The organism is Escherichia sp. Lx600-2 (assembly GCF_036662595.1).
In the GTDB taxonomy this organism is placed as follows: Bacteria; Pseudomonadota; Gammaproteobacteria; order Enterobacterales; family Enterobacteriaceae; genus Escherichia; species Escherichia coli.
Window position 1 is genome coordinate 1 of sequence record NZ_JAYQWM010000046.1, and the last position, 17,390, is coordinate 17,390.

19 protein-coding genes, 1 tRNA gene and 1 pseudogene are annotated in these 17,390 nt (G+C 49.2%); 9 read left to right on the top strand and 12 right to left on the bottom strand.

Features of this window, described 5'->3' with window-relative positions; translation table 11 throughout:
• On the top strand, nucleotides 1-60 hold a 60-nt coding region (locus OQV04_RS25115), incomplete at its 5' end, for an IS1 family transposase (protein WP_071528444.1).
• Between the two features lie 116 nt (nucleotides 61-176).
• Here the strand turns inward: OQV04_RS25115 and cadC are convergent.
• The 8 genes and pseudogenes from cadC to aspA all read right to left on the bottom strand — a co-directional run bounded on the left by cadC (nucleotide 177) and on the right by aspA (nucleotide 8,108).
• A complete protein-coding gene (gene cadC / locus OQV04_RS16020; RefSeq protein WP_101969296.1) occupies nucleotides 177-1,715 on the bottom strand; it encodes a lysine decarboxylation/transport transcriptional activator CadC in 1,539 nt (512 codons plus the stop codon).
• 259 nt (nucleotides 1,716-1,974) lie between these two features.
• Nucleotides 1,975-2,134 (bottom strand): annotated as a pseudogene (locus tag OQV04_RS16025) (tyrosine-type recombinase/integrase); the annotation flags it as partial.
• A gap of 197 nt (nucleotides 2,135-2,331) precedes the next feature.
• Nucleotides 2,332-2,407, bottom strand: a tRNA-Phe gene (locus OQV04_RS16030).
• A gap of 106 nt (nucleotides 2,408-2,513) precedes the next feature.
• Complete coding sequence (locus OQV04_RS16035; RefSeq protein WP_001188520.1) at nucleotides 2,514-3,089, bottom strand: transcriptional regulator; 576 nt, start codon at nucleotides 3,087-3,089, stop codon at nucleotides 2,514-2,516.
• Between the two features lie 36 nt (nucleotides 3,090-3,125).
• Entirely contained in the window at nucleotides 3,126-4,823 is a 1,698-nt protein-coding gene (gene dsbD / locus OQV04_RS16040; protein ID WP_032282029.1) for a protein-disulfide reductase DsbD, read from the bottom strand.
• A complete protein-coding gene (cutA, locus tag OQV04_RS16045; RefSeq protein WP_000883400.1) occupies nucleotides 4,799-5,137 on the bottom strand; it encodes a divalent cation tolerance protein CutA in 339 nt (112 codons plus the stop codon). The genes dsbD and cutA overlap by 25 nt, the downstream gene beginning before the upstream one ends.
• Nucleotides 5,138-5,252: 115 nt before the next feature.
• Nucleotides 5,253-6,554 (bottom strand): anaerobic C4-dicarboxylate transporter DcuA, encoded by a 1,302-nt coding sequence (gene dcuA, locus OQV04_RS16050; RefSeq protein WP_000961959.1) that lies wholly within the window; start codon nucleotides 6,552-6,554, stop codon nucleotides 5,253-5,255.
• Nucleotides 6,555-6,671: 117 nt separating this feature from the next.
• A complete protein-coding gene (gene aspA, locus OQV04_RS16055; RefSeq protein ID WP_000069437.1) occupies nucleotides 6,672-8,108 on the bottom strand; it encodes an aspartate ammonia-lyase in 1,437 nt (478 codons plus the stop codon).
• A 336-nt stretch (nucleotides 8,109-8,444) separates the two neighbouring features.
• Between aspA and OQV04_RS16060 the strand changes: the two genes are divergently transcribed.
• Nucleotides 8,445-8,921, top strand: a complete 477-nt coding sequence (locus tag OQV04_RS16060; RefSeq protein WP_001267445.1) for an FxsA family protein — start codon at nucleotides 8,445-8,447, stop codon at nucleotides 8,919-8,921.
• A 15-nt stretch (nucleotides 8,922-8,936) separates the two neighbouring features.
• On the opposite strand, the gene yjeH is transcribed toward OQV04_RS16060, so the two are convergent.
• Entirely contained in the window at nucleotides 8,937-10,193 is a 1,257-nt protein-coding gene (yjeH, locus tag OQV04_RS16065; RefSeq protein ID WP_000015852.1) for an L-methionine/branched-chain amino acid transporter, read from the bottom strand.
• A 275-nt stretch (nucleotides 10,194-10,468) separates the two neighbouring features.
• Between yjeH and OQV04_RS16070 the strand changes: the two genes are divergently transcribed.
• From OQV04_RS16070 to OQV04_RS16080, 3 genes are all read left to right on the top strand, one after another.
• On the top strand, nucleotides 10,469-10,762 hold the full coding sequence (locus OQV04_RS16070; RefSeq protein ID WP_001026276.1) for a co-chaperone GroES: 294 nt from the start codon (nucleotides 10,469-10,471) through the stop codon (nucleotides 10,760-10,762).
• Nucleotides 10,763-10,805: 43 nt separating this feature from the next.
• Nucleotides 10,806-12,452, top strand: a complete 1,647-nt coding sequence (groL, locus tag OQV04_RS16075) for a chaperonin GroEL (RefSeq protein ID WP_000729117.1) — start codon at nucleotides 10,806-10,808, stop codon at nucleotides 12,450-12,452.
• Nucleotides 12,453-12,589: 137 nt separating this feature from the next.
• A complete protein-coding gene (locus OQV04_RS16080; protein WP_000558209.1) occupies nucleotides 12,590-12,943 on the top strand; it encodes a DUF4156 domain-containing protein in 354 nt (117 codons plus the stop codon).
• A 192-nt stretch (nucleotides 12,944-13,135) separates the two neighbouring features.
• On the opposite strand, the gene OQV04_RS16085 is transcribed toward OQV04_RS16080, so the two are convergent.
• Together OQV04_RS16085 and epmB are read right to left on the bottom strand one after the other, a co-directional pair.
• A complete protein-coding gene (locus OQV04_RS16085; RefSeq protein WP_032282030.1) occupies nucleotides 13,136-14,005 on the bottom strand; it encodes a YjeJ family protein in 870 nt (289 codons plus the stop codon).
• A gap of 234 nt (nucleotides 14,006-14,239) precedes the next feature.
• Nucleotides 14,240-15,268 (bottom strand): EF-P beta-lysylation protein EpmB, encoded by a 1,029-nt coding sequence (gene epmB, locus OQV04_RS16090; protein ID WP_032282031.1) that lies wholly within the window; start codon nucleotides 15,266-15,268, stop codon nucleotides 14,240-14,242.
• A gap of 41 nt (nucleotides 15,269-15,309) precedes the next feature.
• Here epmB and efp point away from each other — a divergent pair, with 41 nt between their 5' ends.
• From efp to sugE, 4 genes are all read left to right on the top strand, one after another.
• Nucleotides 15,310-15,876: an elongation factor P gene (gene efp, locus OQV04_RS16095; RefSeq protein ID WP_000257278.1), complete on the top strand. Its 567-nt coding sequence runs from the start codon at nucleotides 15,310-15,312 to the stop codon at nucleotides 15,874-15,876.
• Between the two features lie 51 nt (nucleotides 15,877-15,927).
• Entirely contained in the window at nucleotides 15,928-16,053 is a 126-nt protein-coding gene (gene ecnA, locus OQV04_RS16100; protein ID WP_000977757.1) for a lipoprotein antitoxin entericidin A, read from the top strand.
• A gap of 110 nt (nucleotides 16,054-16,163) precedes the next feature.
• A complete protein-coding gene (gene ecnB / locus OQV04_RS16105; protein ID WP_000239596.1) occupies nucleotides 16,164-16,310 on the top strand; it encodes a lipoprotein toxin entericidin B in 147 nt (48 codons plus the stop codon).
• 180 nt (nucleotides 16,311-16,490) lie between these two features.
• Nucleotides 16,491-16,808: a quaternary ammonium compound efflux SMR transporter SugE gene (gene sugE, locus OQV04_RS16110; RefSeq protein WP_000118482.1), complete on the top strand. Its 318-nt coding sequence runs from the start codon at nucleotides 16,491-16,493 to the stop codon at nucleotides 16,806-16,808.
• Here the strand turns inward: sugE and blc are convergent.
• Nucleotides 16,805-17,338 carry a lipocalin Blc gene (gene blc, locus OQV04_RS16115; RefSeq protein ID WP_001238369.1) on the bottom strand — a complete coding sequence of 178 codons (534 nt, stop codon included), beginning with the start codon at nucleotides 17,336-17,338 and terminating at the stop codon, nucleotides 16,805-16,807. The genes sugE and blc overlap by 4 nt on opposite strands.
• Nucleotides 17,339-17,390: the final 52 nt, after the last annotated feature.

The following is a 17,390-nucleotide window of genomic DNA, read 5'->3' on the forward strand; positions in this document are numbered from 1 at the left end:
TCGGTGGAGCTGCATGACAAAGTCATCGGGCATTATCTGAACATAAAACACTATCAATAAGTTGGAGTCATTACCAAATTATGCGGCAAATAAATTGCCGCAACATATTATACCAACAGGAACATACAAAAACTCAACAACAAATATTCCCGATCATGAATCAACCCGGGGGTTACTTATTCTGAAGCGAGAAATTTGTCGAGATAAGGTACAACATAAGGAACAGAAGTCTGGAATATACCATTTTCAATCCAGTAAAGGGTGTTTGCCCCTGGGCGTAAATTAAAGGCGGTGAGATATGCATCAGCCGCTTCCCGGTTCATCCCCTTCATTTCATAAACCTTGCCAAGCAATACATAATTTAGCCAGGACATTTCAAGATCAATGCCAGTATTTATCGCCTGGTAAGACTCATCTGTTTTACCTTTTACCAGAGCACTGACCGCTTTTATTTGATATATAATGGACAGGTTATTCAATTCCGGTAGTGTAACAATGTTATCTATTTCTGTGTTCAGTGCTGCTAATTGTTTTTCATCTAAAGGATGTTGAGAATGGCGCACGATATCAACTAATGCTTTTTCTGCTCTCGCGTAGGTAAATTCTGGGGATGATTGAACAATCTCACCTAATAATTCACTGGCACGGTTCAATGATTTATCATCGCCATGCAGTAAATAATCATGTGCCTGATAAAAATTAGTTAATAACGCACCACGATGAGGCAAAATTTGCTGGAGTGTCTCCTGCATTCGTTGTGGCCACGGTTGGTTTAACGCTTTTGATAAACTCTCCAGTAAATCATTTTGAATCGCCAGCTGATTACCGTTAGTGATGACATAACGTTTATCCAGCATGGTTGAACCATCTGCATTGTCTACCAATTTTATCGACATAAAGCATTGTTGAGCACGGTATTGGCGCTGATTAACAAACGCAATAGATAATGTTTTACCGGAACTGCTCGGTTCATCAATGTTGTAGTTGATTTTGTCATGCACCATAAAGGTGGAAAAGGTGTTAAGTGATGTCGCCACCAAATCACCCACGCCTATCGCGTAAGAGAGCTGATACGGGGAACTCCAGCTGTTACAACTTTTATTTACCATATTAATGTCAATATCGCGTGGATTGAGCAAAATACGCGATTTGCTCATCGGAAGACGTGTATCAAGACTTGAAAACGCTACCAGTGCTACACAGATACCTAAGGACAACAGGAAAAAAAACCATACCCAAAAGGTAGTGAATCGTTTGCTTTTAACTGGGGATTGTTCAGGTGGCGTTGCGGTGTTTTGAATGTTAAGACTGTGGGAGGGAGAATCTGTGGCAGGAACCGCCTCTGGTATAGGGGGAGGCGAAGATAGCATTATTTCCTCTCCCTCTTCTTCGCTGTACCAGATAACCGGCACCATTAATTTATAGCCGCGCTTTGGTACAGTAGCGATATAGACAGGACTATCTTCATCATTATCTTTTAATGACTTACGTAGTTCTGAGATACTCTGCGTCACAACGTGATTGGTGACAATACTTCTCTTCCAGACATTATCGATAAGTTCATCCCTGCTAAGTACTTCGCCACTGTGTTGAGCAAAGAAAACCAGAAGGTCGATTAATCTCGGCTCAATGGTAAGTTGACGCCCATTGCGGCTAATTTGGTTTATGGACGGAGTAACAAGCCATTCGCCAACGCGAACTACAGGTTGTTGCATAATAGAAACTCATTCGAAAAGGGAATGATGCAATGATAATTGCCACAACCTATTTTTACCATCTATAGATGGGTTTATTTACATATTATTGGTGAATGCAAGACGTTATTTTTACCAGCCATAAACTTCTTGATTACATGGTATTACGAAAGGATTTTACTGAGAACCAGAAGTAATATTCCTTACCATCAAAATTCATCATCTTTGCCAAAGAAAAATGTTCAGAAAATAATCCATGGAAAATTGTCCGGAGCGCTTACTATTTTAATGGATTGTTAGTCTTTGCATGAGCAAGCGGACTGATACATTTCTCTTTGTTCTCATTCAGAAAATCTCATCAGTCGCCGTTCAGACCGGTGTTGTGCTTTATGGATGCGTTACGCTCCTGATGACGTCATTTGACGTTCAACAGCATCACGGGGTCGCACGACATTTCACGTCAGTTAGTGCTATCGCTCAGGAACAAATTTTCCCGAATTGGGATATGCCCGCAAATTGCTGGTGATGTGGGGAGAATCTGGTTGAGTTCGGTAGAATTGATTTGGAGGCAGAATGCTTAAATCGTGGCGTCCTGAAACGAAAAACGGACCTCCGTGGAGGTCCGTTTATATGAATTTGGTGCCCGGACTCGGAATCGAACCAAGGACACGGGGATTTTCAATCCCCTGCTCTACCGACTGAGCTATCCGGGCAACGGGGCGCATTAAACCGTAATCTGCACATCTCGTCAACCTAATTTCAGTAAAAGCGATTCAACTGCTTAAGATTGCGGCAAATCGCTTCTTTTCTGTGTTTCTGTCAGGTCAATGCGCCACCCTGGCGGCAGCGGGCGAAGCGCAGGATATCTTCCGCCAGCCGATGTGCAGTGTCGACATCCGCCTGGCTACGATTCACCAGCATTCGGCTTAAACAGCCTTCCAGCACCAGTTCCATCTGCTTTGCTACCATCGCCGGATCGTCAACTTCCAGCGTGGTTAACAGTTCGTGGGTGAAATCGTAGGCCGCGCTTTTTTGCTGATCGGCCAGTTGATGAATAGGGTGGCCAGGATCGGGATAAAACGTACAGGCAGCGATAAATAGACAGCCCGGATAGCGGTTGTTTTTAACGCACTCCGATAACGCCTGATAACGTGCCAGCAGCTTTTGTTCGGCGGTTTGCGTTTCGTCCAGCATCAGCTGACGACGCCAGACATCTATCTGTTGGCTAAGATAACGCAGCGCATCGTAGAGGATTGCCTCTTTGTCTGGCCAGAAGCGGCGCAGCTCGTCCAGTGGATAATCCACACGTTCAGCAACCATCTCCAGCGTGGTGTTGGCAATCCCTTGTAATTCTAATAATTTCAGGGCTTCTCCCAGTACATCTTCACGTTGCACGCTATTTTCCTCCGTCTTTCCCACTGCAAGTGTCGTTCACGGTTGGCGATCGCGCAAATGTGCGCTGAAGGTTTCAGCATCCATAAAGCCCGTGACGCGTGCTTGTGGATGCTCCTGGCCTTGTCCGTCAAAAAAGAGAATTGTCGGTAGGCCAAGGACATTAAGATGCTTTAACAGCGCCACATCTTGTGCGTCGTTGGCCGTGACGTTGGCCTGAAGTAAGACCGTGTCTGCTAACGCTTTTTGCACCTGCGGGTCGCTGAAGGTGTATTTCTCAAACTCTTTACAGGCGACGCACCAGTCGGCATAAAGATCTAACATCACCGGTTTGCCTTTGGCTTCAACGAGCGCCTGATTTAACTCATCTACCGTTTTGATTTGTGTAAAGTTGAGATGCGTCTGAGTTTGCGCGGTATGCGTCGCACCAAATGCCCAATCCTGAAGTGGGCGCACGCTAACCAATGCCGCTGCAAGCAGGATTATTTGCACCACGTGCATCCAGCCGCGTTTGGCCTGTAGGCTGGTGATAAAGGCCCAGCCAAAGAATGCGACACCCAGCGCCGACCACAAGCGTAATCCCCATATATCACCAATCACTCGCTCCAGCAGGAAGACCGGCAGTGCGAGGATCACAAAACCAAACGCGGTTTTGACTTGTTCCATCCACGGGCCGCTTTTCGGCAGCAAGCGGTTACCAAAGACGGTAATTAACATCAGCGGCAGGCCCATGCCCAACGCATAGAGATAAAGCGTGCCGCCGCCCAGCCACATGTTCCCGCTTTGGGCGATATACAGCAGAATCGCGCTAAGCGGTGCGGTGGTGCATGGTGAACAGATCAGTCCGGCAATCGCCCCCATAATAAACACTCCGCCGGGTGAGCCGCCCTGTTGGCGATTGCTCATCAGCGTGAGGCGCGTTTGCAGCGAGGAGGGGAGTTGTAGAGTAAACAAGCCAAACATTGACATCGCCAGCAAGGTAAAGACGATGGCGAGGCCAATGAGCACGTATGGGTGCTGTAGCGCCGCCTGGAACTGTAACCCTGCGGCGGCAACTACCAGACCCAGCGCCGTGTAAGTCAGTGCCATCCCCTGCACATAAATAAAGGTCAGCAACAATGCTCTGGCAGTGGAGAGCCGCTGTTTACCACCCAGCACGATGCCAGAAATCAGTGGGTACATTGGCAGCACGCATGGCGTAAAGGCGATACCAATACCGATCAACAACGCCCAGAGCGCGGAAAAGGGCAATTGCGCGGTGGGCTGCTCTTGCTGCGGAACAGACACAGGCTGTGACGCTGCGTTGTTGGCGACCACTTCGCTTAACGGAACGGTTTTGGTTTCTGGCGGATAACAGAAACCGGCATCAGCACAGCCCTGGTAGGTGACAGTTAACGTCGCTCCCGCACTCGCCTGGTTGATGGTTACGGGAAGCGTCAGCCGATCGCGGTAAATCTCGCTTTTGCCGTAAAACTCATCTTCATGCCAGACGCCTTGCGGCAGCTGCACGTCGGCAATTTTCGCGTGTTCCGGCGTAATGCGGATCTGTTTACGGTAGAGGTAGTAACCGTCTTTGATCTGCCAGGTCAGATTAAGGTCATGTTGGTTTTGCTGAAAATCAAAAGCAAAGGCTTGATCCGCGGGGACAAATTGTGAACGTCCCGGCGCGTCGAATAATCCGGCAAAAACGGAAGTGCTGCAAAGTAGCAGGATCAGCGTAAAGATGCGTTGAGCCATGAGAGGTAATCTGTGTCTCCGTGTGTAACAGGTAAAACCAGAAGTTCCGGGGTTTGATATGGATGATGAGACTTCAGGCATTCCAGCAGTGCCTGCTGGTGAGATACGGTAGTTTTTAAAATCATCTGCACTTCGTATTCTTGCTCCAGCTTACCTTCCCAGTAATAGAGAGAGGTAGCGCCGGGGATCAAGGTCGCGCAGGCCGCCAGTTTTTCCGCCAGCACTTTGGCGGCTAAATCCTGGGCTGTCGCTTCATCCGGTGCGGTACATAGCACCACGACAGACGCGGTATTCGAACTTTTTTCATCAAGCATAAACACCTCGCAAGAACAGATGGAACCGCAAGAGAGAGGTCACTATACAACGGACGGGGGAAGGATGTTAGTCGGCGGGAAAGAAAGCGGGGCGTGAACGCCCCGCGATTGGTCATTACAGCATGAAGCTACCCAGCACGAAGCCGAAGCAAACGGCCAGGGCAACACCCAGAGTACCCGGGATGAAGAACGGATGGTTGAAGACGAATTTACCGATACGGGTAGTTCCCGTGTCATCCATCTGTACCGCAGCAACCAGCGTCGGGTAGGTCGGCAGAATGAACAGACCAGACACCGCAGCGAAAGAAGCAACAGCGGTCAGCGGAGAAACGTTCAGTGCCAGAGCCATCGGCATCAGTGCTTTTGCGGTTGCAGCCTGAGAGTACAGCAGAGCAGAAGCAAAGAAGAAGATGACGGCCAGCAGCCACGGATGACCCTGAATCACTTCACCAGCGGTATCTTTGATCCAGTCGATGTTGTTGGAAACGAAAGTATCGCCCAGCCACGCAACACCCAGGATACAAATACAGGCGCTCATACCTGCTTTGAAGGTGCTGGAGTTGAGGATGTTGTCGGTATCGACTTTACAGATAACGGTGGTCAGAGTTGCAACGCTGAGCATGATGATCAGGATTGCGTTGGTGGTGTTCATCAGCGGTTTTTCAACCAGACCCATGCTTGGGCTGTTGATGATTGCATAGATAACCACGCCAACTACGCCCAGCAGGAACAGCCAGACGGACGTTTTTGCACCGGATTTGATTTCAATCTGCTTTTCACCGCGCAGTTCAACCAGGCCCTCTTCCAGACGCTTGCGATAAATCGGATCGTCAGAGAGTTTGGAGTTGAACAGCATAGTGACCAGGAAGGACATCACCAGAACCGCCAGCAGGGTGGACGGGATGACCACGGAGAGCAGATGGAGGTAGCTGATGCCATGACCTTCCATCACGGAAGACATGTAAACCACTGCCGCTGAGATTGGCGATGCGGTGATCGCAATCTGCGCGGATACCACTGCAGTAGACAGCGGACGGCAAGGTTTAACGCCTTGTTCCTTCGCAACTTCAGCGATAACTGGCAGTGTCGCCAGAGAGATGTTGCCAGTACCAGCAAAGATAGTCAGGAAATAGGTCACGATCGGTGCGAGGATCGTGATGTATTTCGGGTTACGGCGCAGCAGCTTTTCTGTCTGATGAACCAGATAGTCCAGACCGCCAGCAACCTGCATGGCAGAAATAGCGGCGATAACCGCCATGATAATGGAAATGACATCGAACGGGATGTTACCGGGTTTAACGCCAATAGCGGCAAGAACCAGCACCCCCAATCCGCCTGCAAAACCAATACCTATTCCCCCCAATCTGGCGCCCAAGAAGATCGCCAGCAAAACTATGATGAGTTCTACAACTAGCATATTAGCCTTCCTTGTTTTTTAACAAGTTGATATTAGATTGTTATTTTTAAGTTACTGCTCACAAGAAAAAAGGCACGTCATCTGACGTGCCTTTTTTATTTGTACTACCCTGTACGATTACTGTTCGCTTTCATCAGTATAGCGTTTTGCTTTGTAAGCCGGGTGCATCAGATTCTGTACGGAGAAAATATCGTCAAGTTCCGCTTCAGTCAACAGACCGCGTTCCAGAACGACTTCACGTACACTCTTACCGGTTTCGGCACAGATTTTACCCACGATGTCACCGTTGTGGTGACCGATGAACGGGTTCAGGTAAGTAACGATACCGATAGAGTTGTAAACGTAACCTTCGCACACTTCTTTGTTAGCAGTGATGCCGTTAATGCATTTTTCCAGAAGGTTGTAGCAAGCGTTGGTCAGAATGTGAACGGATTCGAACATAGCCTGGCCAATGACCGGCTCCATAACGTTCAACTGCAGCTGACCTGCTTCTGCTGCCATGGTAACAGTGGTGTCGTTACCGATGACTTTGAAGCATACCTGGTTAACCACTTCCGGAACAACCGGGTTTACTTTAGCTGGCATGATGGAAGAGCCCGCCTGCAGTTCCGGCAGGTTGATCTCGTTCAGGCCGGCACGTGGACCAGAAGAGAGCAAGCGCAGGTCGTTACAGATTTTGGACATCTTCACAGCCAGGCGTTTCAGCGCGCCGTGAACCATAACATAAGCGCCGCAGTCAGAGGTCGCTTCGATCAGGTCTTCTGCCGGTACGCATGGGAAGCCAGTAACTTCAGCCAGTTTTTTCACTGCCAGCGGAGAGTACTCTTTCGGCGTGTTCAGACCAGTACCGATTGCTGTTGCGCCAAGGTTAACTTCCAGCAGCAGTTCAGCGGTACGTTGGATGTTTTTCACTTCTTCTTTCAGCAGGATGCTGAAAGCGCGGAATTCCTGACCGAGGGTCATCGGTACTGCGTCCTGCAGCTGGGTACGACCCATTTTCAGGATGTCCTGGAATTCGACAGCTTTACGTTCAAAGCCTTCACGCAGTTGGTTAATCGCATCTACCAGCTTAATCAGGGAAGAGTAAACTGCGATACGGAAACCGGTCGGGTAGGCGTCGTTAGTGGACTGACATTTGTTAACATGGTCGTTCGGGTTCAGGTACTGATATTCACCTTTCTGGTGACCCATCAGTTCCAGACCGATATTGGCCAGCACTTCGTTGGTGTTCATGTTTACGGAAGTACCTGCGCCGCCCTGGTAGACGTCTACCGGGAACTGATCCATGCATTTTCCGTTGTTCAGGACTTCATCACATGCGGCAATGATGGCATTCGCTACACTTTTAGGAATGGTTTGCAGCTCTTTGTTTGCCATAGCTGCGGCTTTTTTAACCATTACCATACCGCGAACAAATTCAGGAATATCACTGATTTTGTTGTTGCTGATATAGAAGTTTTCAATCGCTCTCAGAGTGTGAACACCATAGTAGGCATCAGCTGGAACTTCCCTGGTACCCAACAGATCTTCTTCGATACGAATGTTGTTTGACATGTGAACCTTCTTTTTCAAGCTGCCAATGATTTGCTTTAAACACACAGAATATATGTGGTTTCGAATGTTTTTCGACCGACGATTATCCCCTGCATCGACCGAATACCCGAGATCATATGCTGCTTGAGGATTTCTACCGTAATCTGGATCACTTTAAGTGTCGGTTTTTACCCCTTAATTATTAATTTGTGAAATAGATCACCGCTTTGGGATTACTACCAAAAATAGTTGCGCAAACATCTTGAAATTTTGCTAATGACCACAATATAAGCTGAACGCGATTCGCAACCCATTCAGGTAGCCGGGTTTAACCGGCTGCTATTACAGGAGAAACCTTTGCGCTGGTTACCTTTTATTGCCATTTTCCTTTATGTCTATATTGAGATTTCAATCTTTATTCAGGTTGCCCATGTATTGGGGGTATTGTTGACCCTCGTGCTGGTTATATTCACGTCAGTTATCGGTATGTCACTGGTACGTAACCAGGGCTTTAAGAATTTCGTGCTGATGCAGCAAAAAATGGCGGCGGGTGAAAACCCAGCGGCGGAGATGATTAAAAGTGTTTCGCTGATCATTGCCGGTTTGCTGCTTTTATTACCGGGCTTTTTTACCGACTTCCTCGGTCTTCTGCTTTTATTGCCGCCGGTGCAAAAGCATCTGACAGTGAAGTTGATGCCACATTTGCGTTTTTCTCGCATGCCAGGCGGCGGTTTTAGCGCCGGGACCGGTGGCGGTAATACTTTTGATGGTGAGTACCAGCGAAAGGATGATGACCGCGACCGCCTTGATCATAAAGACGATCGCCAGGATTAATGTCGAAACGCCGGATTATGTGGTTATGCCATTTTCCGGCGTTTTTCGTTTTGGCAGAAACAGCCATAACCCCGCCAGCATGATCAGCGCATAGAGACTTTTCCAGCCGACCATTGCCAGTAACAGAACGCATAACAGCCCGCCAACCACCGCCAGTAGTCGATAACGTCCTTGCAATAATTTACAGCCTGCCAGCATGCATAACAGATAAATCATAATAAAGATGCCATTGGCATAAATAATAAGAGCGTCCAGATTGATCTCTAAAGCATGAATCACCAACGTGCTCACCACACAGCAGCCGAGCACCGCATTGAGGGCATTATTCGGGATATGGCGAGAAGAGAGGCGTGCCAGGTAGTGGTCAGGATTATGTTGCGCCTGCGACCAGACCAGGCGGGCGAAGCTCTGTATATAAATGTTGAGACTGGCAAAGCAGGCCAGATAGCCAATTACGCAGGCAATCCATAACGCTCCTACACCGAACAGTTGCACTACAATTTTTGGAAGCGATGCTGCCGCGGCCATTTGTTCACCATAGGCGTCGAAGTGTAAGACGACTACCGTACAGCCCCAGTAGACTAATCCTGCCAGCAGCAGACCAATCATCAAAGCACGAGGAAAATCACGTTCTGGATTTTTAAATTCCGAGGCAAGATGGGCAAATGCTTCAAGACCGACAAAACACCAGAACATCACTGATAACGCAGCAAATAACCCGGTAAGTTCGATATTTCCTGGCGCGGGGAAGGGGATACTCGCAGGTTTGATATCGCCCGCCCACCAGATAGCGACAATCAGTGCGACGATAAGTCCGGCAATAACGGTTTGTAGATTTGCACTGGAACTGGCACCACGAGTACCGATATACCACACCAACGCCAGCGTACCGAGTTCTGCCAACAACAGTTGCCAGCTATGCCAGCCAAACATCGCCTGGCCGAATCCGGCTGCAATTTGTAGCGCGGCAGGCAAACCCACGGGAATGACTGATAAAAACAGCCAGCCGGTGACTCGCTCAAGCCGCGAACCAAACGCCATACCGACGAAGTGCGCGACGCCGCCTGCGCTGGGATAGTGGCGACCCAGAATCGCAAACACAATCGCAATCGGGAACACTAAGATAATCAAAACGGGCCACGCCCATAGGCTGTTATTGCCTGCTACCAGTGCAGCTAACGCAGGAACGGCAAACACGCCAGTGCCTAATAATGACGTCGATAGCAGGCCAATGCCCTGGGCCAGCCCCAGTTCTTGTTTGAGTCCACTCATGGGTTGATGTCCGATTGCGCCCAAATTTTGGGCAACTGCGTAGATTTTCGATGGTAGCACAATCAGATTCGCTTATGACGGCGATGAAGAAATTGCGATGAAATGTGAGGTGAATCAGGGTTTTCACCCGATTTTGTGCTGATCAGAATTTTTTTTCTTTTTCCCCCTTGAAGGGGCGAAGCCTCATCCCCATTTCTCTGGTCACCAGCCGGGAAACCACGTAAGCTCCGGCGTCACCCATAACAGATACGGACTTTCTCAAAGGAGAGTTATCAATGAATATTCGTCCATTGCATGATCGCGTGATCGTCAAGCGTAAAGAAGTTGAAACTAAATCTGCTGGCGGCATCGTTCTGACCGGTTCTGCAGCGGCTAAATCCACCCGCGGCGAAGTGCTGGCTGTCGGCAATGGCCGTATCCTTGAAAATGGCGAAGTGAAGCCGCTGGACGTGAAAGTTGGCGACATCGTTATTTTCAACGATGGCTACGGTGTGAAATCCGAGAAGATCGACAATGAAGAAGTGTTGATCATGTCCGAAAGCGACATTCTGGCAATTGTTGAAGCGTAATCCTCGCACGACACTGAACATACGAATTTAAGGAATAAAGATAATGGCAGCTAAAGACGTAAAATTCGGTAACGACGCTCGTGTGAAAATGCTGCGCGGCGTAAACGTACTGGCAGATGCAGTGAAAGTTACCCTCGGTCCGAAAGGCCGTAACGTAGTTCTGGATAAATCTTTCGGTGCACCGACCATCACCAAAGATGGTGTTTCCGTTGCTCGTGAAATCGAACTGGAAGACAAGTTCGAAAACATGGGTGCGCAGATGGTGAAAGAAGTTGCCTCCAAAGCGAACGACGCTGCAGGCGACGGTACCACCACTGCAACCGTACTGGCTCAGGCTATCATCACTGAAGGTCTGAAAGCTGTTGCTGCGGGCATGAACCCGATGGACCTGAAACGTGGTATCGACAAAGCTGTTACCGCTGCAGTTGAAGAACTGAAAGCGCTGTCCGTACCGTGCTCTGACTCTAAAGCGATTGCTCAGGTTGGTACTATCTCCGCTAACTCCGACGAAACCGTAGGTAAACTGATCGCTGAAGCGATGGACAAAGTCGGTAAAGAAGGCGTTATCACCGTTGAAGACGGTACCGGTCTGCAGGACGAACTGGACGTGGTTGAAGGTATGCAGTTCGACCGTGGCTACCTGTCTCCTTACTTCATCAACAAGCCGGAAACTGGCGCAGTAGAACTGGAAAGCCCGTTCATCCTGCTGGCTGACAAGAAAATCTCCAACATCCGCGAAATGCTGCCGGTTCTGGAAGCCGTTGCCAAAGCAGGCAAACCGCTGCTGATCATCGCTGAAGATGTAGAAGGCGAAGCGCTGGCAACTCTGGTTGTTAACACCATGCGTGGCATCGTGAAAGTTGCTGCAGTTAAAGCTCCGGGCTTCGGCGATCGTCGTAAAGCTATGCTGCAGGATATCGCAACCCTGACTGGCGGTACCGTAATCTCTGAAGAGATCGGTATGGAGCTGGAAAAAGCAACCCTGGAAGACCTGGGTCAGGCTAAACGTGTTGTGATCAACAAAGACACCACCACTATCATCGATGGCGTGGGTGAAGAAGCTGCAATCCAGGGCCGTGTTGCTCAGATCCGTCAGCAGATTGAAGAAGCAACTTCTGACTACGACCGTGAAAAACTGCAGGAGCGCGTAGCGAAACTGGCAGGCGGCGTTGCAGTTATCAAAGTAGGTGCTGCTACCGAAGTTGAAATGAAAGAGAAAAAAGCACGCGTTGAAGACGCCCTGCACGCGACCCGTGCTGCGGTAGAAGAAGGCGTGGTTGCTGGTGGTGGTGTTGCGCTGATCCGCGTAGCGTCTAAACTGGCTGACCTGCGTGGTCAGAACGAAGACCAGAACGTGGGTATCAAAGTTGCACTGCGTGCAATGGAAGCTCCGCTGCGTCAGATCGTCCTGAACTGCGGCGAAGAACCGTCTGTTGTTGCTAACACCGTTAAAGGCGGCGACGGCAACTACGGTTACAACGCAGCAACCGAAGAATACGGCAACATGATCGACATGGGTATCCTGGATCCAACCAAAGTAACCCGTTCTGCTCTGCAGTACGCGGCTTCTGTGGCTGGCCTGATGATCACCACCGAATGCATGGTTACCGACCTGCCGAAAAACGATGCAGCTGACTTAGGCGCTGCTGGCGGTATGGGCGGCATGGGTGGCATGGGCGGCATGATGTAATTGCCCTGCACCTCGCAGAAATAAACAAACCCCCGGGCAGAAATGTCTGGGGGTTTTTCTTTTGGTCATCTTTCTAGTATAAGATTCAGACACGGACGACGCGAGTGGCGTCCAGCTCATTGATTATGGGGAATAACATGCACGTAAAATACTTAGCAGGGATTGTCGGTGCCGCGCTACTGATGGCGGGTTGTAGCTCCAGCAACGAATTGAGTGCTGCCGGTCAGAGTGTACGCATTGTGGACGAGCAGCCAGGCGCAGAGTGCCAGCTGATTGGTACTGCGACAGGTAAGCAAAGCAACTGGCTTTCCGGGCAACACGGAGAAGAAGGCGGTTCTATGCGCGGCGCAGCAAACGATCTGCGCAACCAGGCGGCTGCAATGGGCGGTAACGTGATTTATGGCATCAGCAGCCCGTCGCAGGGAATGTTGTCCAGTTTTGTCCCGACGGATAGCCAGATTATCGGCCAGGTATATAAGTGCCCGAACTGATGTGATGGTGACAAACGTATAATTGCCAGATGCGCTTCGCTTATCAGGCCTACATAAGGCATTGCAACTGATTGAATGCTTGAGAATTTGTAGGCCGGATAAGGCGTTTACGCCGCATCCGGCATGACCAACGATCACGTTATCAGTCATTTCAGGCTGGATGGCTCCAGCCTCGCATTAGCAAAGATGAGATTATTTCGCCTGTGGTGCAGTTTTGCTGGTGGATTGAACACGTAAATGATGCAGCGCGCGTAAGCATTGATCCTGGGTTAGCGGTTGGGCGTTATTCGCCGCTACGGTGCGAACATAGACCTGACATGGCACACCCGCGAGTTTTTTCAGTCGTGGGCTGAAATCAAGCATTCGGCGAGTGATCGCCTCTATTTCTTTACCCGGCGTTGCTTCACGCGTTTTCACCACTGCGCCGCTAAATTGTTCTTTGCCACTTTCATCTTTAAAGCGGTAAAGCACCGCCAGATAATGGTCGAACAAGTTATGTTTCCATTCCGGTTGGGAATAGGTGTCATATTCCAGATTGCCATTTTGCTGGCAGTCAACGTCGTATAACGGCAGGAAATCTAACAGTGAGGTAATACGTAATGCCAGTTCACGCATTTCCGCATTATTAATTGCATGAATGATTGCTCGCGCCAGCATTTCAATCTGCAACTCATTGACGACTAACTCACATTTGCTACCGTCATGTAGCGTTAATACGAAGGTAAGATTTTCGCCTTGATTATCGGTAAGTTCCAGCGTGTTAACCCGACGATTAATATCGGCATTTTTAAGCTCATCAACCAGAATTTCTGGGATATTTTCTGCCATTTTCTTAATGACTTTATCGCGAGCTTGCTCATACTGAAGGCGTGCAGCAGCATCCAGTTTATGCTTTTGATGCAGACGACTTTCCAGCGCAATCAGCAGGTCGCGCAGTTCCATGACAGACATAAAGAACAACGATTCTTTATTGCGAGGTTCTTTAATTTTCAGCGCCAGTACAATGAAATTATTACTCTTGCGAATAACACCGGTATTAACACCCTTGATGCTTATGGCCATGTAGGTTCTCCCTAACCATTTCTCAATTAAATAATTAATTTTAATTTATAAGCCAGATAAATGGGCTTGGTAGTAATAGTTGTTAAAATAACATAAACAGCCGTACTCACTCTATATAAACAGAAAAGAAAGGTTAATTATTGATGTTAGTTATATAAAGAGCAACAACAGCAATGCATATGAATAATTAAAGGTTATGCAACGTGCAAAGATTAAACTTCCCTGTTTAATCAGTTACTGCTGGCGTAGCTGGAGATCCAGCGGCGTTTTGCTGGGTTCGCCGCCAATTTCTCGCGCCAGTTTCGGCACCAGATATCCCGACACCAGTGTCAGCAACTCACGCATAATCTGCCGTGCTTCGTCATCACTCACCATAAAATGCGCCGCGCCCTGTACTTTATCGAGCACATGCAGGTAATACGGCATCACGCCGGCATCGAACAACGCATTACTCAGGTTTGCCAGCGTTTGTGCGTTATCGTTCACACCACGTAACAGAACGCTCTGGTTCAGCAAAGTAACGCCCGCCCGGCGCAACTTAGCCATCGCCTGACGGAATGTTTCATCTATCTCATTGGCATGGTTGATGTGATTCACCAGCAAGATTTGCAGCGTAGAATGTGAAAAGCGTTCAACCAGCGCATCTGTGATGCGTGCCGGGATCACAATCGGCAGACGACTGTGAATCCGCAGACGTTTGATATGCGGGATGGCTTCCAGTTGTGTGAGCAACCAGTCCAGCTCGTGATCTTTCGCCATCAGCGGATCGCCGCCGGAGAAAATCATCTCGTCCAGTTCCGGATGCGCAGCAACATACTCAAGTGCAGTTTGCCAGTTACGCTTGTTGCCCTGATTTTCTGCATAAGGGAAGTGGCGACGGAAGCAATAACGGCAATTTACCGCGCAGCCGCCTTTGACCAGCAAAAGCGCCCGGTTGTGGTATTTATGCAACAAACCAGGCACTACGCTGTGCTGTTCTTCCAGCGGGTCGGTGGAGAATCCGGGCGCGATGGCAAACTCATCTTGCGAGGTAATTACCTGACGCAAAAGCGGATCGTCCGGATTGCCTTTCTCCATGCGATCGATAAATGAGCGGGGCACACGCAGGGCAAACAGCTTTTTGGCGTTGCGTCCGGCCAACAGTTTTTCGTCCGCGTCTATATTCAAAAGACGCAGAAGTTCATCAGGATCGGTCACAACATCGGCAAGTTGCGTTAACCAATCTTCTCTGGATGGGGTATTTAGGGTTACAATATGCGCCATTTTGTGGCTTAGCTACCAATTAACAAATTTCAGAGGGCCTTATGGCAACGTACTATAGCAACGATTTTCGTGCTGGTCTTAAAATCATGTTAGACGGCGAACCTTACGCGGTTGAAGCGAGTGAATTCGTAAAACCGGGTAAAGGCCAGGCATTTGCTCGCGTTAAACTGCGTCGTCTGCTGACCGGTACTCGCGTAGAAAAAACCTTCAAATCTACTGACTCCGCTGAAGGCGCTGATGTTGTCGATATGAACCTGACTTACCTGTACAACGACGGTGAGTTCTGGCACTTCATGAACAACGAAACTTTCGAGCAGCTGTCTGCTGATGCAAAAGCAATTGGCGACAACGCGAAATGGCTGCTGGATCAGGCAGAGTGTATCGTAACTCTGTGGAATGGTCAGCCGATCTCCGTTACTCCGCCGAACTTCGTTGAACTGGAAATCGTTGATACCGATCCGGGCCTGAAAGGTGATACCGCAGGTACTGGCGGCAAACCGGCTACCCTGTCTACTGGCGCTGTGGTTAAAGTTCCGCTGTTCGTACAAATCGGCGAAGTCATCAAAGTGGATACCCGCTCTGGTGAATACGTCTCTCGCGTGAAGTAATGCGGTTGTGGTGCGGCCTGCAGGCTGCACCATCACTTATTCAGGTCAGAGATGATGAAACGCCTTATCGTTCTTGTTTTGCTTGCCAGCACGCTGCTCACGGGCTGTAACACCGCTCGCGGTTTCGGCGAAGATATCAAACATCTCGGCAACTCCATCTCCCGCGCTGCCAGCTAATTTTTCTTCTCTTCCGAAAAATCATCAGATTTCCATCATTTTTGGCGATGTTGTCTATTATTAATTTGCTATAGGCAAACATAAATAACATTACCTAAAAGGAAGACGTTATGGTGAAGAAGACAATTGCAGCGATCTTTTCTGTTCTGGTGCTTTCAACAGTATTAACTGCCTGCAACACCACGCGTGGCGTTGGTGAAGACATTTCTGATGGCGGTAACGCGATTTCTGGCGCAGCAACGAAAGCGCAGCAATAGCAATAAGCAATAACGGTACGACAGCTGTGTCGTGCCGTTTGTTTTTTTGCGATAGTCACAAAGGTAATAGTTGAAATTCCTCTGCCACCTGGCAAAATATCCGTTCAACCATCAGCTTTGCAGGACGACCTGCAAACGCCTCTTTTCACCGGGGACGGCCCCAATTCTCCGGAGCCTGATATGTCCTGGATTATCTTAGTTATTGCTGGTCTGCTGGAAGTGGTATGGGCCGTTGGCCTGAAATATACCCACGGCTTTAGTCGTTTGACGCCGAGTGTTATTACCGTGACGGCGATGATTGTCAGTATGGCGCTACTTGCCTGGGCGATGAAATCGTTACCAGTAGGGACGGCTTATGCCGTGTGGACGGGTATTGGCGCAGTCGGCGCGGCCATCACCGGCATTGTGCTGCTCGGTGAGTCCGCTAATCCGATGCGTCTGGCGAGTCTGGCGTTAATCGTATTGGGGATTATTGGTCTGAAACTCAGCACTCACTAACTACCGGGCTGCTGTACCCAAATAAACTTACTGACATCAAACCCTTCCCGGGTCGCGACTGCCAGCATCTCCTGTTTCACTTCGTCAGAAATGGTTGGCGTGCGGGAGAGTATCCACAGGTAGTCGCGGTCCGGGCCGCAAACCAGCGCATGGCGGTATTCCCGATCGAGTGCAATAACGTTATAACCGCCATAGAAAGGACCAAAGAATGACACTTTCAGCGCAGCGCGAGTTGGTGCGCCGGTAAAGTACGCTTTCCCTTCACTCTGCTGCCACATTTCTCTGTCAGGGTTATAGCCTTTATTAATGACATTCAGGCCGCCATCATCCCTCAGGCTGTATGTTGCGGTGACTTTTTCCAGTCCACGTTCAAAGCGGTGATCAAAACGGGCAATCTCATACCAGGTACCGAGATAGCGTTTAGCGTCGAAATTATTCACTACGGTCACGCCACGCGGCGGCGTAGGAGAACTGCAGGCAACGACCAGAAATGCAGCTGTCGCTGCGGCAACGAGAGGGAGCAGGCGCATAAATGTTTCCTTACTGGTTTTTTTCTAAGTGTAGATGACAGCAAGGAAAAGC